Consider the following 17,994-nt stretch of genomic DNA (forward strand, 5'->3'; position numbering starts at 1 on the left):
TACTCGACGGCTACGGGTCTGAGCGCACGATAAATTTTGAATAGCCACTTAAAGCAGCGCGGTTGGGGGTTCTGGGCAGTCGAGGTCAAGGATGCCGAGCCGTTTATTGGTTTTTGTGGACTACACGTACCCACTGCGACGCTGCCTTTTTCTTCGTGTGTCGAGATTGGCTGGCGGTTGTCGTCAGCTAATTGGGGGAAAGGCTTGGCATCAGAGGCTGCTCGTGGTGCGCTGCATGTTGCGTTTCAACATTGACGAGAGCAGTGGGGTATAAAAGCCTAACCAGTGCATTAAATTCGTTCCGGCCTGGTGGGCCTCCACCGGGTGCCCTAGCCGGGAGCCGTTTATACGGGCGTCCTGCAGAATGTTAAATCTCATTGATAATCATCTACTATGCAAATGGAATTAACCATGCTCAAAGAGGTTCAAGGTAAAAAGTTGTAATTTCACTAGGTGCTACCGATTTTAGTAGCTCTGTTAAGGGGGAGGTTTTAGATGACTCAGGTAGTTGGTTAAAAATACAAATCAAGCAAGCTATTGTCATCTCTTAAATAGGGGTTGCGAAGTAAAGGAGGGCGGATTTCGTAATCACTGATCGAGAAACTGAGCTGGTTGAGCGACTAATTAATTTACATGACGGAAGGAGCTGCCGGGAATTTAAATAAATATCGGCGCCGGCTAAAGAGTCGAATGACATTGGGAATATCACATGAAGATGTGTATCTGGATATGTGTCGGGATATAGAGAATGGAATGGGTGCGTTAGAAAGCAACGAGTCTATAGATTGCCTGCCGAGAAATGAATCCAAGTTAACGTTTTGTAAAGAAAAATACAGAAAAAGCGATATCAACGTATTTTGGGCAATTGGATTTGACTCGGAGACACTGAAAACTCAAGACGTGTTGGTCCAATGGTAAATGCATAACAAGGCCATTCACGGCGAGATCTACTACATTGCGGCTTCGCCTCCATTCAGGCGCTGCGACTGCCACGTTTGAGTAGATAGGCGCCGAGGTAGACCACTGCGAAGATCAGCCCCAACACGGCTGAGGCGCCGAAAACCTGACTGATATCGCCGGGCAGGAGTTCCAGAAAAGACGTCAGGAATTGGCCCAGGAAGATTGCCATCGTCAGGTAGGAGAGGTTGCGGCCGCGCACCGAGGGATGACTTCGCTCCACCGTTATATGGTTGAGCAAGGGGACCGAGAAGCCGAAGCCCATGCCGGACAGCGCTGCCCCGACACTCATCAGTGTCATGCTCTCGGCCTGCTGGAAGATGAACAGGCTGGCAGCATAGAGCAGGAAAGCCAGCACCAGGGTTGGCATCGCGCCCAGCGCACGCGATACCTTCGGCATCAGCATCGCCGCCACCACTGCGACCAGTGAGATGGCTGCCAGGAAGATACCGGTGGCCGTCTCACCCAGCCCGAGGAGGTTCAAGCGCATCGGTAGCATGACGATGGCGGTGAAGAACAGTGTCAATGAGATTACCGCTGCCAGGTAGACACTAGTGAGCGAAGCGGACCGCGCGCCACCACTGTCCTGTCCGGACTCGCCCTCAGGGGCGGGTGGTGACCGTCTCGGCACCATCATCCACAGCATGGCCAGCAGCCCCCAGGCCAGCAGGTACAGCAGGAAAGACAGCTGCCAGGCAATCCCCGCCAACACGCCACTGACGAACAGGAATATCACCCCACCAAGCTCGATGGACATGCCTTGTTGAGCGATCATCGCCAGACGCGCATGACCGTGATACCACTCGGAGATCAGCGTGGTGCCGCTCGCCATCACCAGCGCGGTCGCGCCCCCTAACAGGATGCGATTGGCGAACACTGCCACGGTGCCCTCCAGCAGCGCCCCGCCCGCGCCCACCAGGCCATACAGCAGCAGGCCACCAACCAGCGAGGGATAAGCCCCGATGCGATCGATCATGCGCCCGGCAATTGGTGCGAAGAGCACGGCGCCTAGTGAGGGAAAGGTGATCAGCCAACTGGCATGGTTCTCAACCTGCAGGGCTGAGGCGATGTTCAGTAGCCCCGGTGCCACCACAGTTCCCACCATGATGGTCAAAGTAGCAATGGCCAGCAGCGTGAAACGGCCAACGGCAGAGAGTGTTTGCGAGGGCTCGCGCATATCCTGCGCAGCCACTTTTGCCGTTGATGTCGTCATATAGGCTCCACTCGAAATCAGGCCCCATGTCGGTCGATGTCGTGCCTTCCTGCTGATGAGGTGCAGGCAAGGAAGTGGGAAAGACAGTAGAAGGTAACAGGGGAGGTTTAGTAGGCCGCTAGGCTAGTGAGTTCAGACTTATAATAGAAATATCAATATATGATATGACCTATACTGTTTATGTATTAATCGATGATGAGGTCTGACATGGAACTCCGCACGCTGAAAATTTTCGTCTCGGTGGCGACGCACAAAAACTTCTCGGCCGCTGCGCGTGAGCTGCATACTGTCCAGCCCGCCATCAGCCGCCAGATTGCCGACCTCGAAGATGAGCTGGGCGTGAGTCTGCTGTGGCGCAATACGCGGGAGGTGCGTGTCACGGCGCCGGGCGAGGCATTGCTGGAAGAAGCGCAGCGTCTGCTGGCGCTGGAGGCGCATGCACGCAAACGCGTGGCGATGGCCGCCAGCGGCCAGACCGGTACGTTGCGCATCGGCTACATGAGTTCGGCCTGCGCAAGCTTCGTGCCCGGATTGATGCGTGACTTCGCCGCCAATCACCCCGAGGTGAGCCTGTCATTGCATGAGATGACCGCCCAGCAGCAGTTGGATGCCTTCGGGCGTGACGAGATCGACATCGGACTGTCGCGCCCGCTCCCAATCGAGCAGCGCGACACTCTGACTGCCCTGCCGGTTTACGAGGATGTGCTCATGGCGGTCGTGCCGGAAGGTCATCGTCTGGCGCATCGCAAGCGGCTCGCTCTTAGCGAGCTGGAGCAGGAAGACTTCGTGCTGTTTCAGCGCGGGCAGGCAACGGGGCTGTTTGACCAGATCATCAGCGCCTGTGGCGATGCCGACTTCTCTCCGCGCATCCAGCGCCAACCGGCATTGATGCAGACCTTGCTCAGCGAGGTTGCGGCTGGGCTCGGGATCGCCATCGTGCCCAGCTGTATTCGCCGGCTGCAACGTGATGGCTGCCGGTTTATCCCATTGCGCCCGGCACTCGGGGCGGTGCCGCTGGAACTGCACTATCCGACAACACCGGGCCGGCCGGTGGTCGAGGCCTTCGTCACTCTGGTCGAGAAGCGCCTGCCCGCCATCCGCAAGCAGATGGAGTGATGCTCAGGCGGTGACATGGACGGTTTGGTTAACAGTTCAAAAAAACCTGATCGAAGGCTTGATTACTTCGTTGAGTTGCCACTTGGCCTGTTCGTCATCCAAGCCGATGTCAGTGGGGTGGCCGAGCGTGGCGCGGTCGTTTATCTCGCTTTGTAGTGCGTGAATAAACATGGCGCTAAAGCCCGACGCATGGCAAAACGCCACTAGTTTATGGTGCTCCAGCTTGCGGTAGAAGATGGCGACCTCGCTGGTGAGAAACAGTCCGCTGGCAAACAGGAATTGGCCCGCGGCGGGGTTTTCCACCTGGGGTTGTGCTGGCTCTTTCAGGCGCCACATGTAAGGAATGGCCGCCACCAGAATAACTGATGGCATTAGCAGTTTCCCAGCGTTGGTGCGAGGCGTGTCCGGTATTGTGCTGGCGAAGTTGGCAGCGTACAGGCCAGCATGGCGGCAGCCACCAATAGACGCCCGCCGGAGTGCCTCGATGTCGTCAGCTTCACTATGCATCGCGGAGATCCGCTGTGTCAGAGGGGATGATGGCGCCTAATGCCCACCTGAGGCCGTTTGGCCAGTGGCTTGCTGCAGCATGAATAATATTAATGCTGGCTATGAAAATCATCAGCTTGCTTCATGATCCTGGGGCTTCGATAATCCCTCTCATTACTTCGTCAGTGGCTTACCTGCGGGGCAGTAGGTGCAGCACGGGTTTCTTTTGATATTAAATCTGACGAAGCTGAATGAATAACGACTGATTGGGTCGCCGATGTCGATCCGGGGAGTCATCACGAAAGGCTACTCAAAAATGCCTTAGGTTCATGTCTCTGGAAACAAGGTGGCAATTCCGTATGAACAAAAATTTTACATTTAGTGTTAAGAGTATTCGTTTCGATGAGGATTATCAGCCATCGGACACTACCCGTATCACGACCAATTTTGCCAACCTGGCCAGAGGGGAGATGCGTGAAGAAAACTTACGCAACACCCTGCGTATGATTGACAACCGGTTCAATGCCTTGGCGGATTGGGATAACCCGAATGGGGATCGTTATGCGGTCGAGCTTGATATTATTTCTGTTGAGATGGCAGTTGATTCGGCTTCTGCTGAAGAGAGCGCTCTTCCCATCATTGAGGTGCTGAAAACCAGTGTTGTCGATAAAAAAGACAACCAACGCATTGAGGGGATCACGGGGAATAATTTTTCTTCGTATGTGCGAGATTACGACTTCAGTGTGGTGTTAAAGGAGCACAACAGGGATCAAAAGGAATTCAGTATTCCGAGTGATTTTGGTGTGCTACATGGCCAGCTTTTCAAAGCCTTTGTAAATTCTGATGTGTACAAAAAGAATTTCAAAAAGCCTCCTGTTATTTGCATCAGTGTGTCCAGCACTAAGACGTACCACCGGACAGAAAACAGCCACCCGGTGCTGGGCGTTGAATACCTTCAGGACGAGCACTCCTTGACGGATGATTACTTCAGCAAGATGGGAATGAAGGTTCGCTACTTCATGCCGCCGGGTAGTGTCGCGCCTTTAGCATTCTATTTTAAAGGTGACTTACTTGGCGATTACACCAATCTTGAGCTTATCAGCACGATAAGTACGATGGACACGTTCCAGAAGATCTATCGCCCGGAAATTTACAATGCCAATTCTGCGGCGGGGAAGTCCTATCAGCCGTGCTTGAAGCAGCAGGACTACTCACTGACTCGCATCGTCTATGACAGAGAGGAGCGCAGTCAATTGGCGACCGAGCAAGGGAAATTTGTTGAAGAGAACTTCATCAAACCCTACCGGAATATTCTTGAGCAATGGTCTGCTAACTACGCTCTTTGATCCACCCATTACGAGATTTTCCATCATGGCTAAGCTGTTACCTACCTCGACTGCTGGCAGTCTTCCCAAGCCGTCCTGGCTTGCACAGCCGGAGGTGTTGTGGTCACCCTGGAAGTTGCAGGATGAGGAGTTAGCGGAGGGCAAGCAAGACGCATTGCGTTTGGCACTGCATGAGCAGCAACAGGCGGGTATTGATATCGTCAGTGATGGCGAGCAGTCGCGCCAGCACTTTGTCACGACATTCATTGAAAACCTCAATGGCGTTGACTTCAATAAGCGTGAAACGGTCAGGATTCGCGACCGCTATGATGCCAGCGTCCCTTCGGTGGTGGGTGAGGTGTCTCGCCAGAAGTCTGTCTTTGTTGATGACGCCAGGTTTCTACGTCAGCTGACCACGCAGCCTATCAAGTGGGCGCTACCCGGCCCCATGACCATGATCGATACCCTTTACGACGGCCATTACAAGAGTCGCGAAAAGCTGGCGTGGGAGTTTGCCAAAGCCCTGAATCAGGAGGCGCGCGAACTGGAGGCAGCCGGCGTAGATATCATTCAGTTCGATGAGCCGGCATTTAATGTGTTCTTTGATGAGGTGAACGACTGGGGTATTGCCACACTGGAGAAAGCCATCGAGGGGCTGAAGTGCCAGACTGCCGTGCACATTTGCTACGGCTACGGGATCAAGGCCAACACCGACTGGAAGAGCTCCCTGGGCACCGAGTGGCGCCAATACGAGGAGGTGTTCCCCAGGCTCCAGAAGTCTAATATCGATATCGTCTCCTTGGAGTGCCAAAATTCTCGCGTTCCCATGGAGCTTATCGAGCTTATTCGGGGCAAGAAAGTCATGGTTGGGGCGATTGACGTGGCCACCAATACCATTGAGACGCCGGAAGAGGTAGCCAACACCCTGCGCAAGGCGCTTCAGTTTGTGGACGCTGAAAATCTTTATCCTTGCACCAACTGCGGTATGGCGCCATTGTCTCGCCAAGTTGCCCGAGACAAGATGAACGCTCTGAGTGCAGGGGCGGCCATTGTGGTTGAGGAGCTCACCAGTTAAGCCTGCTTGGCGGCAGAAACTGAGTGAAATACCTTCATCTCAGCCGCGGAGTCTGCCGACTATGTTGGCAGACTCCGGAGGCTAACCCCCGCGAGTTTCATAGGGGTTACTGACACTTTCCTTCTCTGCTATTTCTTGGCGTGCCTGTTCGCCCAGGTACGTTTTCAGCTGCGTAAGCGCTTCGGGTGTCCAGTCAGGCGCACCGGCTACCGAGACCCAGCCATTAATGTAGTGCTCTGGCGCATAGACATGTCCATAGCCAAGAGGCGTCTCCGTGGAGAGAAACATGTCAAAGGCGAGCTGCACAAAAGAAACGACCGGATACCAGCGCAACGCTGGCGAGACGTCAGGCCCGCGAGGGTTCTTCAACCAGTCGGGGCTGCGATAGAAGGTGTGGGGGTTGAAAAAGGTGATGGCGTCACTGGCGTATTGCAGATAGACAAAACGCACCCGACCCCATGGCGCATCTGCGGGAACAGGCGAGCCATTTTGGTTCATGAAGCGAAACAGGCGGTTATCCCGAAACTCAGGTAACCATTCGGGTGTGCCAGGAGCACGCTCCTGCGTGACTCTTTGCCAGGTTAGGCTAGCAAAGGGCGGGCCGCTCCACAGGGCGCCATCGATGGGGTCGCCAAGTAGCTCGAACAGCTCGAATGAGCGGGCAGAGTTCATGGCGCCAAGGCTGAGGCCATGTAGATACAGGCGTGGCCTTTCATCACGTGGCAGGCTTGACCAGTAGTTATAAATCTCGCTGAACAGCGCCCGAGAGGAGTCCATGCCATATTCGGGGTGCACGGTTAACGACAGTGGGCTGGAGAGGTAGGAATACTGCATTGCCACACTGGCAATATCGCCGTTTTGCAAGTACTCGATGGCATTGATTGCCGCCGGATCAACCCACCCTGTTCCCGTGGGGGTGATGATAACCAGCATGGATCGATCGAACCCGCCAGCACGCTTCAGCTCAGCCAGTGCTAATTGGGCGCGCTCTGTGACGCTATCGGAGCTTTGCAGCCCGACATAGGTGCGAATGGGCTCCATGGCGGGTCTGCCAGAAAGCGCTTGAATATCTTGTGCCCCTGGCCCTGACGAAATGAACTGGCGGCCTGTGCGACCCAGCGATTGCCAGCTCAGTAGAGAGTCTTCGCTACCGCTGCGATCTGCACGAGTGGGCTTGGAGTACTCGGGTTCCAGCAAGGCGTCGTATTGACGAAATGACGCGTCTAGCAGGGGGAAAAGCCCTTGGGCCAGAACGCCGTTTGCCAGTACCCAAACCAGGGTCAAGGCAATGATGGAGCCGAACAAGGTGGCTGCCCGGCGGGGCAGGCGGCGCTCAACACGGCGGATCAGGAAGCGGGCCAGCTGGATCACGCATCGGCCGATGGCGATCAGAATGAAAAAACAGGCAAGAGCGGCAAGGCAGACTAGCCATAATTTTGCGCTGTCGAGCGGCGCCATGGACATACGCGAGCGAATAGAGTTTTGCCAGCCAACCGCATGCCACAGGCAGAATATGGCAAAAGCCACGCAAACGACACCCAGAACTATCGTCGTTAGACGTAAAGCGCGTCCTCGCAGAGGGCGGAACTCCAGATAATGCCAAACGGTTTGTAGTGCGGCACCCAGAGCATACCCCATGGTTGCGGCAATACCCGCCATGAGCCCCTGCATAAGCGGTGGGCGTGGGATCATGGATGGTGTGAGCGCCGCAGCGAAGCACAGGATGGCCAGGAGCAGCCCCACCCGACTAAGGGGAGACAGGAATCTCCGGGTACCCGAGACAGTGGGGTTATCCGCTGGGGATGTCAGGTCGTCGGTTTTTGCTGAATCGCGCATAATGCCGCGGCTCCTAGATACATGATAATTATCAGATAATAGCGACAGAGGTGGTTATTAACCAGGGCGCGAATGGTCTGGTGCCTTATCGCATGTGCATCTGGCTCGGTATCAAGTGGCTGGCCGCCGCCCCTTTCGCTGAATAAACTACTCTAAACCACATCGCGGGAGATCAGGGTGCATATTACCCAGCTGAGTATTTACCCGGTGAAGTCGCTGCGTGGCATCACCCTTGAAGAAGCGAAGCTTGCCGAGACGGGGCTGGCCCATGATCGGGAGTGGATGCTGGTAGATAGCGTGGGGCGCTTTGTGACCCAGCGTGAAATGCCGGCCATGGCGACGATCAGTGTGTCTCTTAACGCCGAAACGCTGCGTCTTGAGCATCCGTCACGCGAGCCGCTTTGCGTGCCGCTAGGCGAGCCTGATGAGCTGGGCGGGCGCCCGCGTCGCACGGTGTATGTCTGGCAAGACAGCTGCGAGGCACTGGATGAAGGCGATGAGGCCAGTGCCTGGCTGACGGCGGTGCTGGGTGACCTCAAAGGCAGCCGGTTACGGCTGGTGCGTTTTGCGCCGGAGTATCGCCGAGCAGTGGAGGCGGATTTTCTTGGCTCGGATGAGCAGGCGCATACGCGCTTTGCCGATGGCTATCCGCTGCTGGTGGTCAATACGGCGTCGCTGGACGCGTTGAATGAACAGCTGGTGCAGCAGGACGTGAAGGCTGTGCCGATGAGCCGCTTTCGTCCGAATATTGTGGTAGAAGGCACGCAGGCCTTTGCCGAGGTGGAGTGGGCTGAACTGGCGGCGGAAACTGGCGTACGCCTGGGCCTTCGCAAGCCGTGTCAGCGCTGCAAGATTATTACCCAGGATCAACGCACCGGCGAGGCGCCGGTGCCCAAGGAGCCGCTGCGTTCGCTGGTGCTGATGAACACTCAGCCCGGCTGGCGGGGTGCGTTCTTTGGCCAGAATGCCATTGTGCTGAGCGGCGCGGGTACCACGCTACACGTTGGCCAGTGCTTAGCGGCGAGATAAGCGGCTACACCACCTTGCCACCCAATACGGCTTCGACGTGCTCAAGCGCCACGTCATGGCCTGCCTGGTTGAAGCTGGCCACCCCTTTTCTGTGCACGACAATATCAAAGCCCTTGTTATAGGCATCAATAGCGGTATGCAGGATGCAGATGTCGGTGCACACACCAATCAGGTGTAGCTCGGAAATACTGCGCTCGCGTAGTTTGAGCTCCAGATTGGTGCCGGTGAAGGCGCTGTAGCGTGTCTTGTCGAAGTAGTGCACCTGGGGCAGGTGACAGTTTTTTTCATACACCTCGGCCAGCTTACCGTACAGAGCGCGGCCGGGGGTGCCCATGATGTTATGCGGCGGAAACAGCTTTGACTCTGGATGATACGGGTCATTTTCTTCATGGGCGTCTATTGCGAAGAAAACGTCGTCGCCGGCCTGAATAAAGGACTCAGTGATGTCAACGATGCTGTCTTCCAGCACTTGCCCGGGTATGCCGCAGGTCAATTTGCCGTCCGTGGCAACGAAGTCGTGGGTGTAGTCAATATTCAGCAGGGCTTTCTTGCTCATCTGTGTAAACCTCTGATCAATGCCGCTATCGGTAAGTGTTTGTCCAATATACCAACTTGCCTTCCACCATAGCGGAACCCCGTGTCGGCAGAAAGTAGTAGCTGTGCCTGGTCAGCGCCACAGCCAGTGCACCATCAGCGTGCTCGAAGGCGTGGCAGTTCGGCCCACCGGGTGGTCCAGCGTGGTGTACGGTGAGCGCAACGCAGTTGCCAGGCAGCGCCTGGGCTGGGTCTACCGAAGGTGATGGTGTCGCGGCCCATCTTGGCGTTGAGCGCGTCCAGTGTGGCCATCAGCCGCTGACGGCGCTGGCGCTCGTGCTGTTTCTGGTGTGGGGCTTGATCCGGGCAGGTGTCGAGCAGGGAAAGCTGTTGGCGATCGGCGTCAATCAGGTCGAGCAGCACGACACCGGCTTTCATGAACTGGAAACGCGGGCGGTAGACTGCCTCCAGGGCTAGGCTGGCGGCCTGCAGAATATCGCGGCTGTCGTCGCTGGGCTGTGCCAGTTCGACGATTAGGCTTGGCGAGTACTGCGGCAGGTCGGCGCGGTGGCGGCTGGTTTTGAGAAATATCTGAACGGCGTGCGTCAGGCTGTGCTGGGCGCGCAGTTTTTCAGCGCTGCGCTGGGCATGCTGGCGGATAGCCTGATGAATCTCGCTGTACTCGGCGCTGGGGCGGCCAAAGGAGCGCGAGGTCATGATGCGTTGGCGCGCTATATTGGGGGCGTTCATGTCCAGGCAGGGAATGCCACACAACTCAAGTGCGGTGCGCTCTACCGTGACCGGGAAATGCTGGCGGATCTGCCTGGGTCTGGTGCAGGCCAGCTGCCAGGCCGTGGTCAATCCCAGTGCTGCTAGCCGTTTGGCCAGGCGTGGGCCCACACCCCAAACGTCGCCTAGCGCAGTGCGCTGCAGCAGCTCGCGCATCGCCATGCTGTTGTTGTGCAGCACGCAAACGCCGGCGTACTCGGGAAGCGTTTTGGCAGCGTGGTTAGCCAGCTTGGCCAAGGTGCGCGTTGGGGCGATGCCCACGCCCACGGGAATGCCGGTGAATTGACGTACTCGCTGGTATAGCTCATGGCCATGCGCTTGCAGCTGGCTGTCAGTCAGACCATTGAGGCGCACAAACATCTCGTCGATGGAGTAGGGTTCCACCTCGCCCGACAGCTCTTCGAGTACTTGTTGCACGCGCGCCGACATGTCGCCGTACAGCTCGTAGTTTGACGATAACAGCTGGATTTGGCCACGCTCCAGGTGGTTGCGCAGCAGGAAAGCGGGCGTCCCCATCTCGATGCCCAGGGCTTTGAGTTCATTGGAGCGGGCAATTACGCAGCCATCGTTGTTGGACAGTACGCCCACAGCACGGTTTTCCAGCTGAGGCTGGAATACGCGCTCGCAGCTGACGTAGAAATTGTTGCAATCGATCAAGGCGAACATGGCTATACCGGATATTCATGGATTACTGAGCGCACCACGCCCCACACCTGGCAGTCGAGGTCAGTAAGGGAGATTGGCGCGTAGGCTGGATTGCCTGAACACAGATAGGGTCGCTTGTTGATCATCTGGTAACGCTTCACGGTGATTTCACCGTCAACCATGGCAACCAGGATATGCCCGGGGCGCGGCGTGATGGAGCGATCGACCAGCAGCAGATCGCCGTCTTCGATGCCCAGCGGCCCCATGCTGTCACCAGTGACACTCATGAAGAAGGTGGCGGAGGGGCGCTTCACTAGCCGCTCGTTGAGATCCAGAGTGCGGCCGTCGTAGTCTTGGGCAGGGCTAGGAAAGCCGGAAATGCCGGCGCGGGTCAGCGCCAGCGGATGAGGTAGCGGCAGTGCGGGCGGTGCCGGGTGTGCGGGTATGGGGTACATGGCGCTCTCCTGTGTTTGCTGTTTATTTATACAGCTTAGTGCGAGAGGGCGCTACTCGCAGGTGTTGTTATCAGTGACAGGGATTTATTTCAGCGTGTCATTTTCTCCAGCCCATGGCTGGCCCTGTAGTGCTCAAAAGCCGCCAGTGTTCCTCCACCTATCTATTATGTATGTGTAGAGTGAGTCTAGGCAGCGAGGCTGCGATGGTATCGCCTGTGCTTTCGAGGAGGTTTATAGATGGAGCATGAAAAAACGACTGATTTCTTCGGCAAGGCAGTCATTGAAACTGAGGCGCTGCCGATAAAGCTGTGGCTTGAAGCCGATCAGCTGGATGAGGGCGCGCTGGACCAGGCCCGGGATCTGGCCAGTTTGCCCTATGCGTTTCGCCACATTGCCATCATGCCCGATAGCCATCAGGGCTACGGCATGCCCATCGGGGGTGTGCTGGCTACCCGGGGAGCGCTGGTGCCCAATGCGGTTGGCGTGGATATCGGTTGTGGCATGTGCTCGTTGCGCACCAGTCTTGAAGAGATCGATACAGATGACCTCAAGGCCATTCTGGCTATTATCCGCGAGACGGTGCCGGTGGGCTTCGCACGCCATAAGACGCCTCAGGATGAGGCTTGGATGCCTGAACGCAAGGGTGAGCTACCCATCGTCGACCAGGAATACGACAAAGCGCTGTATCAGGTCGGTACGTTGGGCGGGGGTAACCATTTCATTGAGGTGCAGAAAGGGTCAGATGGCCATGTCTGGATCATGATTCATTCGGGCTCTCGTAACCTCGGTTTTACGGTAGCCAACCATTATCATGAGGTGGCAAAGCAGCTTAACGATGCGGCGGGAGAGTGCGTCCCTGAGGACCTGGCACACTTGCCGGAAGCGTCCGAGGCCTTCGCCCTGTATCGCGATGAAATGAATTACTGCATTGAGTTTGCGTTAGCTAACCGGCAGTTGATGATGGAGCGGGTCAAGGCGGCGTTTACTGAGGTGCTGCCTAGTGTCGAGTTCTCGCATTTCATCAACAAGCCGCACAATTTCGCCGCTGAAGAGGAGCATTTCGGCGAGCGGGTAATCGTGCACCGTAAGGGAGCAACGCGGGCCAGGGCCGGTGAGTGGGGGATGATTCCGGGTTCCCAGGGCACACGCTCCTTTCTCGTCAAGGGCAAGGGGGAAGCCTACTCTTTCGAGTCGTGCTCACACGGTGCCGGGCGTGTCATGAGCCGAGCCAAGGCTCGTAAGACGCTGGATTTCAAGGCTGAGGTGGAAAGTCTCAAACAGCGCGGTGTGCTGCATGCCATGCGCGGGCGCAAAGATCTGGATGAAGCGCCGGGCTCGTACAAGGATATCGATACGGTGATGCGTAATCAGACAGACCTGGTTGATGTACAGGTCGAGCTGGAGCCGCTGGCTGTGGTCAAGGGGTGATTTGAAATCAGCCACAACGTCAGCCACAACGTCAGCCACACAACGAGAGTGCAGCCTTGATCATTTCCGCCTCTACCGATTACCGCGCAGCAGCCAAGCGTCGGCTGCCACCTTTCCTGTTCCACTATATTGATGGCGGCGCTTATGCCGAGCATACGCTCAGGCGTAACGTTGCTGATCTGGCGGATGTCGCGTTGCGCCAGCGGGTGCTGAACGATATGGCGCAGCTGAGCCTGGAAACGCCGCTGTTCGATGAAACCCTGGCCATGCCGGTGGCGCTGTCGCCGGTAGGGTTGACCGGCATGTATGCGCGGCGTGGCGAAGTGCAGGCGGCGCGTGCGGCAGATGCTCAGGGCATTCCCTTTACCTTGTCTACGGTGTCGGTGTGCCCGATTGAAGAGGTCGCGCCGGCCATAGGGCGGCCCATGTGGTTTCAGCTGTATGTGCTTAAGGATCGTGGCTTCATGCGTAATGCGCTGGAGCGGGCCAGGGCGGCAGGCGTGAAAACACTGGTGTTTACCGTCGACATGCCGGTGCCCGGTGCTCGCTACCGTGATGCCCACTCAGGCATGAGCGGTCCGAATGCCCCGCTGCGAAGGGTGTTACAGGCCATGACTCATCCGCGCTGGGCCTGGGATGTGGGGCTTATGGGCAAGCCGCATGACCTGGGTAATATCTCGGCGTATCGTGGTAATCCGACGGGGTTGGCGGACTACATGGGCTGGCTGGGTGATAACTTTGATCCATCGATTTCGTGGAAAGACCTGGAGTGAATCCGCGAGTACTGGGATGGCCCTATGATCATCAAGGGGATTCTCGATCCGCAGGATGCCCGCGATGCGGTCAGTTTCGGCGCTGATGGCATTGTGGTGTCCAACCATGGTGGCCGTCAGCTGGATGGCGTGCTGTCCAGTGCCCGTGCGCTACCGGCGATTGCTGATGCGGTAAAAGGAGATATCAGGATCCTGGTCGACTCGGGTATTCGTACCGGGCTGGATGTACTGCGCGTGTTAGCGCTCGGGGCCGACTGCGCGATGCTGGGCCGCGCCTATATCTATGCGTTGGCGACCGACGGTGAGGCGGGCGTGCGCAATCTGTTGTCACTGATCGAGAAGGAAATGCGTGTGGCCATGGTGCTGACTGGGGCCAATACGGTTGACGATATCAATGCTGATCTGCTGGTGCAGGATTTGCAAGAGACGCCAGGCTAACCATCGAGGGAGCTGCACTAGCAAAAAATGCGGCCACCCGGGAGGTTCCGGGTAGCCGCAGATTTCAGCTCACTGTCAGATTTAGACCGAGGCTCAAAGGCGGGCTTCGACAGCGTCCAGGAAGCCTTGCATGTCGACGACCTGCTCGGTTTCTGGCGTAGTGGTCTTGCCTTTCAGGTCGCCGGTGATGATGCCGTCTGCCACGGTGTCGATCAGCGCTGCTTTGAGTTTGCTGGCGTAGTTCATCAGCGCCGTATTGTCATTGCGTTCGCCCAGAGTTTCCAGCGCATTGGCCACGGCGAAAATCAGCGCAGATGAGTTGAAGTGCGCTTCTTTGCCATCGGTTTCCAGGTATTTCAGGAACAGGTCGTGTGCCGTGCCGTGGGGCGCTTCGAACAGCATGGTGCCGTTCTTGCTTTCGATGATTGAGCTGGCAGTGGCCAGGCTGCCGCCAAGTGCTGCGGAAATGTCCGAGAAGATGTCGCCGTCTAAGTTCTGTGCAGGGTACAGCGCGTTGCGGGGCGGGTCAGTGATCATCTTGATCAGCTGGCTGGAGGGCCGCATGATCATGAACGATGGCGGTGGCGTGTCGGCCTTGGCCAGCTCGTAGCGCACATCAGTAATGATGGTGCTGAATACGTCGTCGTAGTCCATGTATTCGCGCTTGAGGCCGAAGTAGACTTCCTTGCCCTTGCGTGACGCATCGCGGAACACCTGTAGCACCCAGTCGTTGATCGCCGCCCGGTCGTTGGACATCAGCAGAATCGGGTCGCCGCGCTTGACGCGTCGGGCGTGCCGTTCTTCGCCATCAACAATAACCTTGAGGATGCCATCTTCTGCTGCAGGCTGGTTAAAGCTGCCGTATTGGTCGCCGCCGCCGGCGCTCATGCGTGAAATCGAGACTTGGGCCTTGCGCTCGGGAATACCATAGCGCTTGAGCTGTTCGACCAGCTTATACAGCTTGCGGCCGGTGTTGTTGTCTGGCACGCCCCACAGGGCACGCTCTGGCGGGTTAGCGACCAAACGAGCGGCCTGGGCGTCAATCAGTTCATAGTGATAGCTCAGTCCCAGCGCTTCGGCCTTGGACTGATAGTTCTGTTGGTAGATTTCTTCGATAGCCGCGCGCATTACTCCGTCATAGCCAGCGATGACGGTGTCTTTGAGGCCCAGATAGATATCACGTTTTTCATCCAGTGCGCGCTGGAAGAAGCGGTGTGCCCAGGCCTTTACGTCGCCCAGATCGTTGGTGGCCAGCAGCCAGGGGTCACCCTTGTTGACCTCGCGGCGATGGAGTTCCACCGGATCGCCGCTGGCACCTACGAACATCAATTTGATAATGCCTGTCGCGTCGGACAGCGCGCTGTTGCTGTGTTTGATGCCACCCGTGTCCATGGTGTCGACTTCAATATCTCGGCCGATCCACTCAGGTGTGTTGACCTTGAGGTTGCGGAATTCGATGTCTTCGCGGGTGATGTTGCCGCCGATACCTTTACGGATCGCGCCGTTGGGCGACTTGGTGGCCAGCGGGTGCAAGTTGGAGGCGTCAAGCTCCGGGTGCTTGGCCAGCATCTCATCCAACTGACTGCGGTTTACTGTCATGCCAGCATTCTTGATGCCGACACCGTGCTTGTTGAGTGCTTCGATGGCATCGATGACGGCCTGGCCGTTGGTCACCAGCCGATTCTCTGCGGTCAGGTCGATTTCTACCAGGTCCAACGCTAGCCGGGAGGTGACGAAGGTGTCCAGAATGCGTTCGAAAGCGACCTGGGCCATCTCGTCACCATGCAAGATAACCAGAGGGGCTGCTACTGAGATTTTGTTGCTCATCATGCTACCCGTTGCTGAGGTGTAAAGCGGCGCACCGCCGAAATGATAACAGGGTACTCCTGCCGCCTGCGGTTCTCCAGCGGCTGGCTGTCAGGCTGGAGGCTCCTGGTGGCCAGCCGGCAGCGGCTATGGGGTCCCTGAACGCGCTCTTAGCGTGTCGTTGTGCTGAGCTTCAACTTTTGTCGCTGTTGGCCTTTTTGGCTCGATCACGGGAGGTGTCGCTGGCCTCGGGCACCGTGAGAGTCAGGTTGGTGGGAAACAGGAAGCTGGCAGACACCGCAACCAAAGCGGCGATCAGCGTGCCCAGCACATAAAGCACTAGCACTGAGCGGATATGGGTGGGCTGGCGGCGTCGATGGCCGGTCTGAGCCGAATGATGAATAAGTAATAATTAACGGAGATTAAACGATTTTTGTGGTTTAGACTGTTTCCAGGGGCGAGCCAATATGCTTTTCCTAAAGTAGAGATCCTAAGATTTGTTGTAGGATGATACAGGCTCTGCATATCAGATATAGTGAGATCAGAGTCGTTGTTCCTGATGATAGCCTGAGCTTGAAATTTCAGCTTGAAACGACAGTCTTATACGAATCGCTTCAAGCGTTGGATTGCTAACGCACAACTGAGGTATGCCAATGAAACGTCACGTATTTTCCGCCGCTACGTTTTCAGGTGTTCTGCTGGGCGCCGCCATGTTTGCTGCACCTGCCATGGCTGAAGAAGAAACCTTCATTACTATCGGCACGGGCGGACAGACCGGTGTCTACTATGTGGTTGGTCAGTCGGTGTGCCGCCTGGTAAACCGCATGGAAGATTCCAACATCCGCTGTAACGCGCCTTCCACCGGTGGCTCGGTGGCCAACGTCAATGGCATCAAGTCTGGCGAGCTCGACATGGGCGTTGTGCAGTCTGATGTGCAGTACCAGGCGTTTAATGGTACCGGCAACTTCGAAGGCGAGCCCTTTGAGAACCTGCGGGCAGTCTTCCGCGCTCACGGCGAGCCGCTGACTATTCTGGCGCGTACCGACTCTGGTATCGAAACGCTGGACGACTTGGCTGGCAAGCGCTTCAACATTGGTAACCCTGGCTCCGGCCAGCGCAACACCATGGAAGTGGTGATGGATGCCAAGGGCTGGGACATGGACACCTTCTCTCTGGCCTCACAGCTTGATGCTGCCGAGATGGCGTCAGCCTTATCAGACAACAACATTGATGCCATGGCGTATGTGGTTGGCCACCCCAACGGCTCCATCCAGGAAGCAACCACCACGGTCGATTCGCGTCTGATTCCGCTCAATGACGAAGCCATCCAGGGCATTGTTGAGGAATATCCCTACTACTCCGCATCCGTGATTCCCGGTGGCCTGTACAAGGGCAACGATGAGGGTGTCGAAACCTTCGGCGTGGCAGCGACTTTCGTGACCACGGCTGACGCCGATGACGAGGTGGTTTACACCACCGTCAAAGCGATCTTCGATAATTTTGACCGTTTCAAGAAGCTTCACCCGGCGTTCGCCAACCTGGAGCCTGAGGACATGGTCAGCTCTGGCCTGTCAGCCCCACTTCATGACGGTGCTGCGCGCTACTACCGTGAGCAGGGCTGGATCGAGTGATCGTCATTTTTTGACGTGATTGAACAGCCAGGTGGATAACTGGTGCGCGGCTCCTGTCCTGGAGCCGCGCATTTTATTGAAATGGCCGGAAATTTTTCAAACGGCCGGAAAGCCGGAGTTTAGCCGGTATTTTTCCCACAGAATCAGGGCATGCTGATGACTGAAAACAATAAAGGGCCGTCTAGCACCGAGATCGACCTGGAGGACATGGTTGCCTCGAGCGATTCGGGTGCGCGAAAACCGCTCGGTATGCCGGGCAAGCTGCTGGTCAGCATCGCTGCGCTATGGTCGCTTTTCCAGTTGTGGATCGCCTCACCGCTGCCTTACATGGTGAAGTTCGGTGTATTTAACGCCACTGAAGCGCGTTCCATACACCTGGCTTTTGCGATGTTCCTGGCTTTTATGGGTTCTTCGTCACTTCACGTGGATTTGGCCTGATCGAACAGGCGGCCCACTGG

General features: G+C 56.7%; 15 protein-coding genes and 2 pseudogenes. 9 read left to right on the forward strand and 8 right to left on the reverse strand.

From position 1 onward, the window contains the following. Positions 1 to 36 precede the first annotated feature (36 nt). Positions 37 to 255, forward strand: a complete 219-nt coding sequence (locus ACTH3D_RS08425) for a GNAT family N-acetyltransferase (RefSeq protein ID WP_441666622.1) — start codon at positions 37 to 39, stop codon at positions 253 to 255. Positions 256 to 973: 718 nt separating this feature from the next. Here the strand turns inward: ACTH3D_RS08425 and ACTH3D_RS08430 are convergent. Next, positions 974 to 2,170 (reverse strand): MFS transporter, encoded by a 1,197-nt coding sequence (locus ACTH3D_RS08430; protein ID WP_441666623.1) that lies wholly within the window; start codon positions 2,168 to 2,170, stop codon positions 974 to 976. A 207-nt stretch (positions 2,171 to 2,377) separates the two neighbouring features. Between ACTH3D_RS08430 and ACTH3D_RS08435 the strand changes: the two genes are divergently transcribed. Continuing rightward, complete coding sequence (locus ACTH3D_RS08435; protein WP_441666624.1) at positions 2,378 to 3,286, forward strand: LysR substrate-binding domain-containing protein; 909 nt, start codon at positions 2,378 to 2,380, stop codon at positions 3,284 to 3,286. A 36-nt stretch (positions 3,287 to 3,322) separates the two neighbouring features. Here ACTH3D_RS08435 and ACTH3D_RS08440 read toward each other — a convergent pair whose 3' ends face one another. Continuing rightward, the gene (locus ACTH3D_RS08440) at positions 3,323 to 3,658 is read right to left on the reverse strand and encodes a hypothetical protein (RefSeq protein ID WP_441666625.1); all 336 of its coding nucleotides are present in this window, start codon (positions 3,656 to 3,658) and stop codon (positions 3,323 to 3,325) included. A 473-nt stretch (positions 3,659 to 4,131) separates the two neighbouring features. Between ACTH3D_RS08440 and ACTH3D_RS08445 the strand changes: the two genes are divergently transcribed. Together ACTH3D_RS08445 and ACTH3D_RS08450 are read left to right on the forward strand one after the other, a co-directional pair. Continuing rightward, positions 4,132 to 5,118 (forward strand): DUF1852 domain-containing protein, encoded by a 987-nt coding sequence (locus ACTH3D_RS08445; protein ID WP_441666626.1) that lies wholly within the window; start codon positions 4,132 to 4,134, stop codon positions 5,116 to 5,118. 25 nt (positions 5,119 to 5,143) lie between these two features. Further along, positions 5,144 to 6,172, forward strand: coding sequence for a methionine synthase (locus tag ACTH3D_RS08450; RefSeq protein WP_441666627.1), 1,029 nt, complete (start codon positions 5,144 to 5,146; stop codon positions 6,170 to 6,172). Positions 6,173 to 6,253: 81 nt separating this feature from the next. Here the strand turns inward: ACTH3D_RS08450 and ACTH3D_RS08455 are convergent, their stop codons facing one another. After that, complete coding sequence (locus ACTH3D_RS08455) at positions 6,254 to 8,008, reverse strand: alpha/beta hydrolase (RefSeq protein ID WP_441666628.1); 1,755 nt, start codon at positions 8,006 to 8,008, stop codon at positions 6,254 to 6,256. A gap of 177 nt (positions 8,009 to 8,185) precedes the next feature. On the opposite strand from ACTH3D_RS08455, the gene ACTH3D_RS08460 reads away from it, so the two are divergent. Continuing rightward, positions 8,186 to 9,037 (forward strand): MOSC domain-containing protein, encoded by an 852-nt coding sequence (locus tag ACTH3D_RS08460; RefSeq protein ID WP_441666629.1) that lies wholly within the window; start codon positions 8,186 to 8,188, stop codon positions 9,035 to 9,037. 4 nt (positions 9,038 to 9,041) lie between these two features. Here ACTH3D_RS08460 and ACTH3D_RS08465 read toward each other — a convergent pair whose 3' ends face one another. From ACTH3D_RS08465 to ACTH3D_RS08475, 3 genes are all read right to left on the reverse strand, one after another. After that, on the reverse strand, positions 9,042 to 9,593 hold the full coding sequence (locus ACTH3D_RS08465; RefSeq protein WP_441666630.1) for a cysteine hydrolase family protein: 552 nt from the start codon (positions 9,591 to 9,593) through the stop codon (positions 9,042 to 9,044). Positions 9,594 to 9,727: 134 nt separating this feature from the next. After that, entirely contained in the window at positions 9,728 to 11,026 is a 1,299-nt protein-coding gene (locus ACTH3D_RS08470; protein ID WP_441666631.1) for a Y-family DNA polymerase, read from the reverse strand. Between the two features lie 2 nt (positions 11,027 to 11,028). Beyond that, a complete protein-coding gene (locus ACTH3D_RS08475) occupies positions 11,029 to 11,460 on the reverse strand; it encodes a LexA family protein (RefSeq protein ID WP_441666632.1) in 432 nt (143 codons plus the stop codon). Positions 11,461 to 11,697: 237 nt separating this feature from the next. Between ACTH3D_RS08475 and ACTH3D_RS08480 the strand changes: the two genes are divergently transcribed. Beyond that, positions 11,698 to 12,888 carry an RtcB family protein gene (locus ACTH3D_RS08480; RefSeq protein ID WP_441666633.1) on the forward strand — a complete coding sequence of 397 codons (1,191 nt, stop codon included), beginning with the start codon at positions 11,698 to 11,700 and terminating at the stop codon, positions 12,886 to 12,888. Positions 12,889 to 12,944: 56 nt separating this feature from the next. Beyond that, positions 12,945 to 14,099 (forward strand): annotated as a pseudogene (lldD, locus tag ACTH3D_RS08485) (FMN-dependent L-lactate dehydrogenase LldD). Positions 14,100 to 14,192: 93 nt separating this feature from the next. On the opposite strand, the gene ACTH3D_RS08490 reads toward lldD, so the two are convergent. Together ACTH3D_RS08490 and ACTH3D_RS08495 are read right to left on the reverse strand one after the other, a co-directional pair. Next, complete coding sequence (locus ACTH3D_RS08490; protein ID WP_441666634.1) at positions 14,193 to 15,929, reverse strand: isocitrate/isopropylmalate family dehydrogenase; 1,737 nt, start codon at positions 15,927 to 15,929, stop codon at positions 14,193 to 14,195. 169 nt (positions 15,930 to 16,098) lie between these two features. Next, on the reverse strand, positions 16,099 to 16,236 hold the full coding sequence (locus ACTH3D_RS08495; protein ID WP_441666635.1) for a hypothetical protein: 138 nt from the start codon (positions 16,234 to 16,236) through the stop codon (positions 16,099 to 16,101). A gap of 322 nt (positions 16,237 to 16,558) precedes the next feature. On the opposite strand from ACTH3D_RS08495, the gene ACTH3D_RS08500 reads away from it, so the two are divergent. Together ACTH3D_RS08500 and ACTH3D_RS08505 are read left to right on the forward strand one after the other, a co-directional pair. Next, positions 16,559 to 17,536 carry a TAXI family TRAP transporter solute-binding subunit gene (locus ACTH3D_RS08500; RefSeq protein WP_441666636.1) on the forward strand — a complete coding sequence of 326 codons (978 nt, stop codon included), beginning with the start codon at positions 16,559 to 16,561 and terminating at the stop codon, positions 17,534 to 17,536. Between the two features lie 156 nt (positions 17,537 to 17,692). Then, positions 17,693 to 17,956 (forward strand): annotated as a pseudogene (locus ACTH3D_RS08505) (C4-dicarboxylate ABC transporter); the annotation flags it as partial. Between the last annotated feature and the right edge of the window lie 38 nt (positions 17,957 to 17,994).

The organism is Halomonas sp. (assembly GCF_052095765.1).
GTDB lineage: Bacteria > Pseudomonadota > Gammaproteobacteria > Pseudomonadales > Halomonadaceae > Halomonas.

Coding starts and splice junctions, on each gene's coding strand:
- ACTH3D_RS08430 (WP_441666623.1), bottom strand. CDS start 2,170: ATGACGACATCAACGGCAAAAGTGGCTGCGCAGGATATGCGCGAGCCC.
- ACTH3D_RS08435 (WP_441666624.1), top strand. CDS start 2,378: ATGGAACTCCGCACGCTGAAAATTTTCGTCTCGGTGGCGACGCACAAA.
- ACTH3D_RS08440 (WP_441666625.1), bottom strand. CDS start 3,658: ATGCCATCAGTTATTCTGGTGGCGGCCATTCCTTACATGTGGCGCCTG.
- ACTH3D_RS08445 (WP_441666626.1), top strand. CDS start 4,132: ATGAACAAAAATTTTACATTTAGTGTTAAGAGTATTCGTTTCGATGAG.
- ACTH3D_RS08450 (WP_441666627.1), top strand. CDS start 5,144: ATGGCTAAGCTGTTACCTACCTCGACTGCTGGCAGTCTTCCCAAGCCG.
- ACTH3D_RS08455 (WP_441666628.1), bottom strand. CDS start 8,008: ATGCGCGATTCAGCAAAAACCGACGACCTGACATCCCCAGCGGATAAC.
- ACTH3D_RS08465 (WP_441666630.1), bottom strand. CDS start 9,593: ATGAGCAAGAAAGCCCTGCTGAATATTGACTACACCCACGACTTCGTT.
- ACTH3D_RS08470 (WP_441666631.1), bottom strand. CDS start 11,026: ATGTTCGCCTTGATCGATTGCAACAATTTCTACGTCAGCTGCGAGCGC.
- ACTH3D_RS08475 (WP_441666632.1), bottom strand. CDS start 11,460: ATGTACCCCATACCCGCACACCCGGCACCGCCCGCACTGCCGCTACCT.
- ACTH3D_RS08480 (WP_441666633.1), top strand. CDS start 11,698: ATGGAGCATGAAAAAACGACTGATTTCTTCGGCAAGGCAGTCATTGAA.
- ACTH3D_RS08490 (WP_441666634.1), bottom strand. CDS start 15,929: ATGATGAGCAACAAAATCTCAGTAGCAGCCCCTCTGGTTATCTTGCAT.
- ACTH3D_RS08500 (WP_441666636.1), top strand. CDS start 16,559: ATGAAACGTCACGTATTTTCCGCCGCTACGTTTTCAGGTGTTCTGCTG.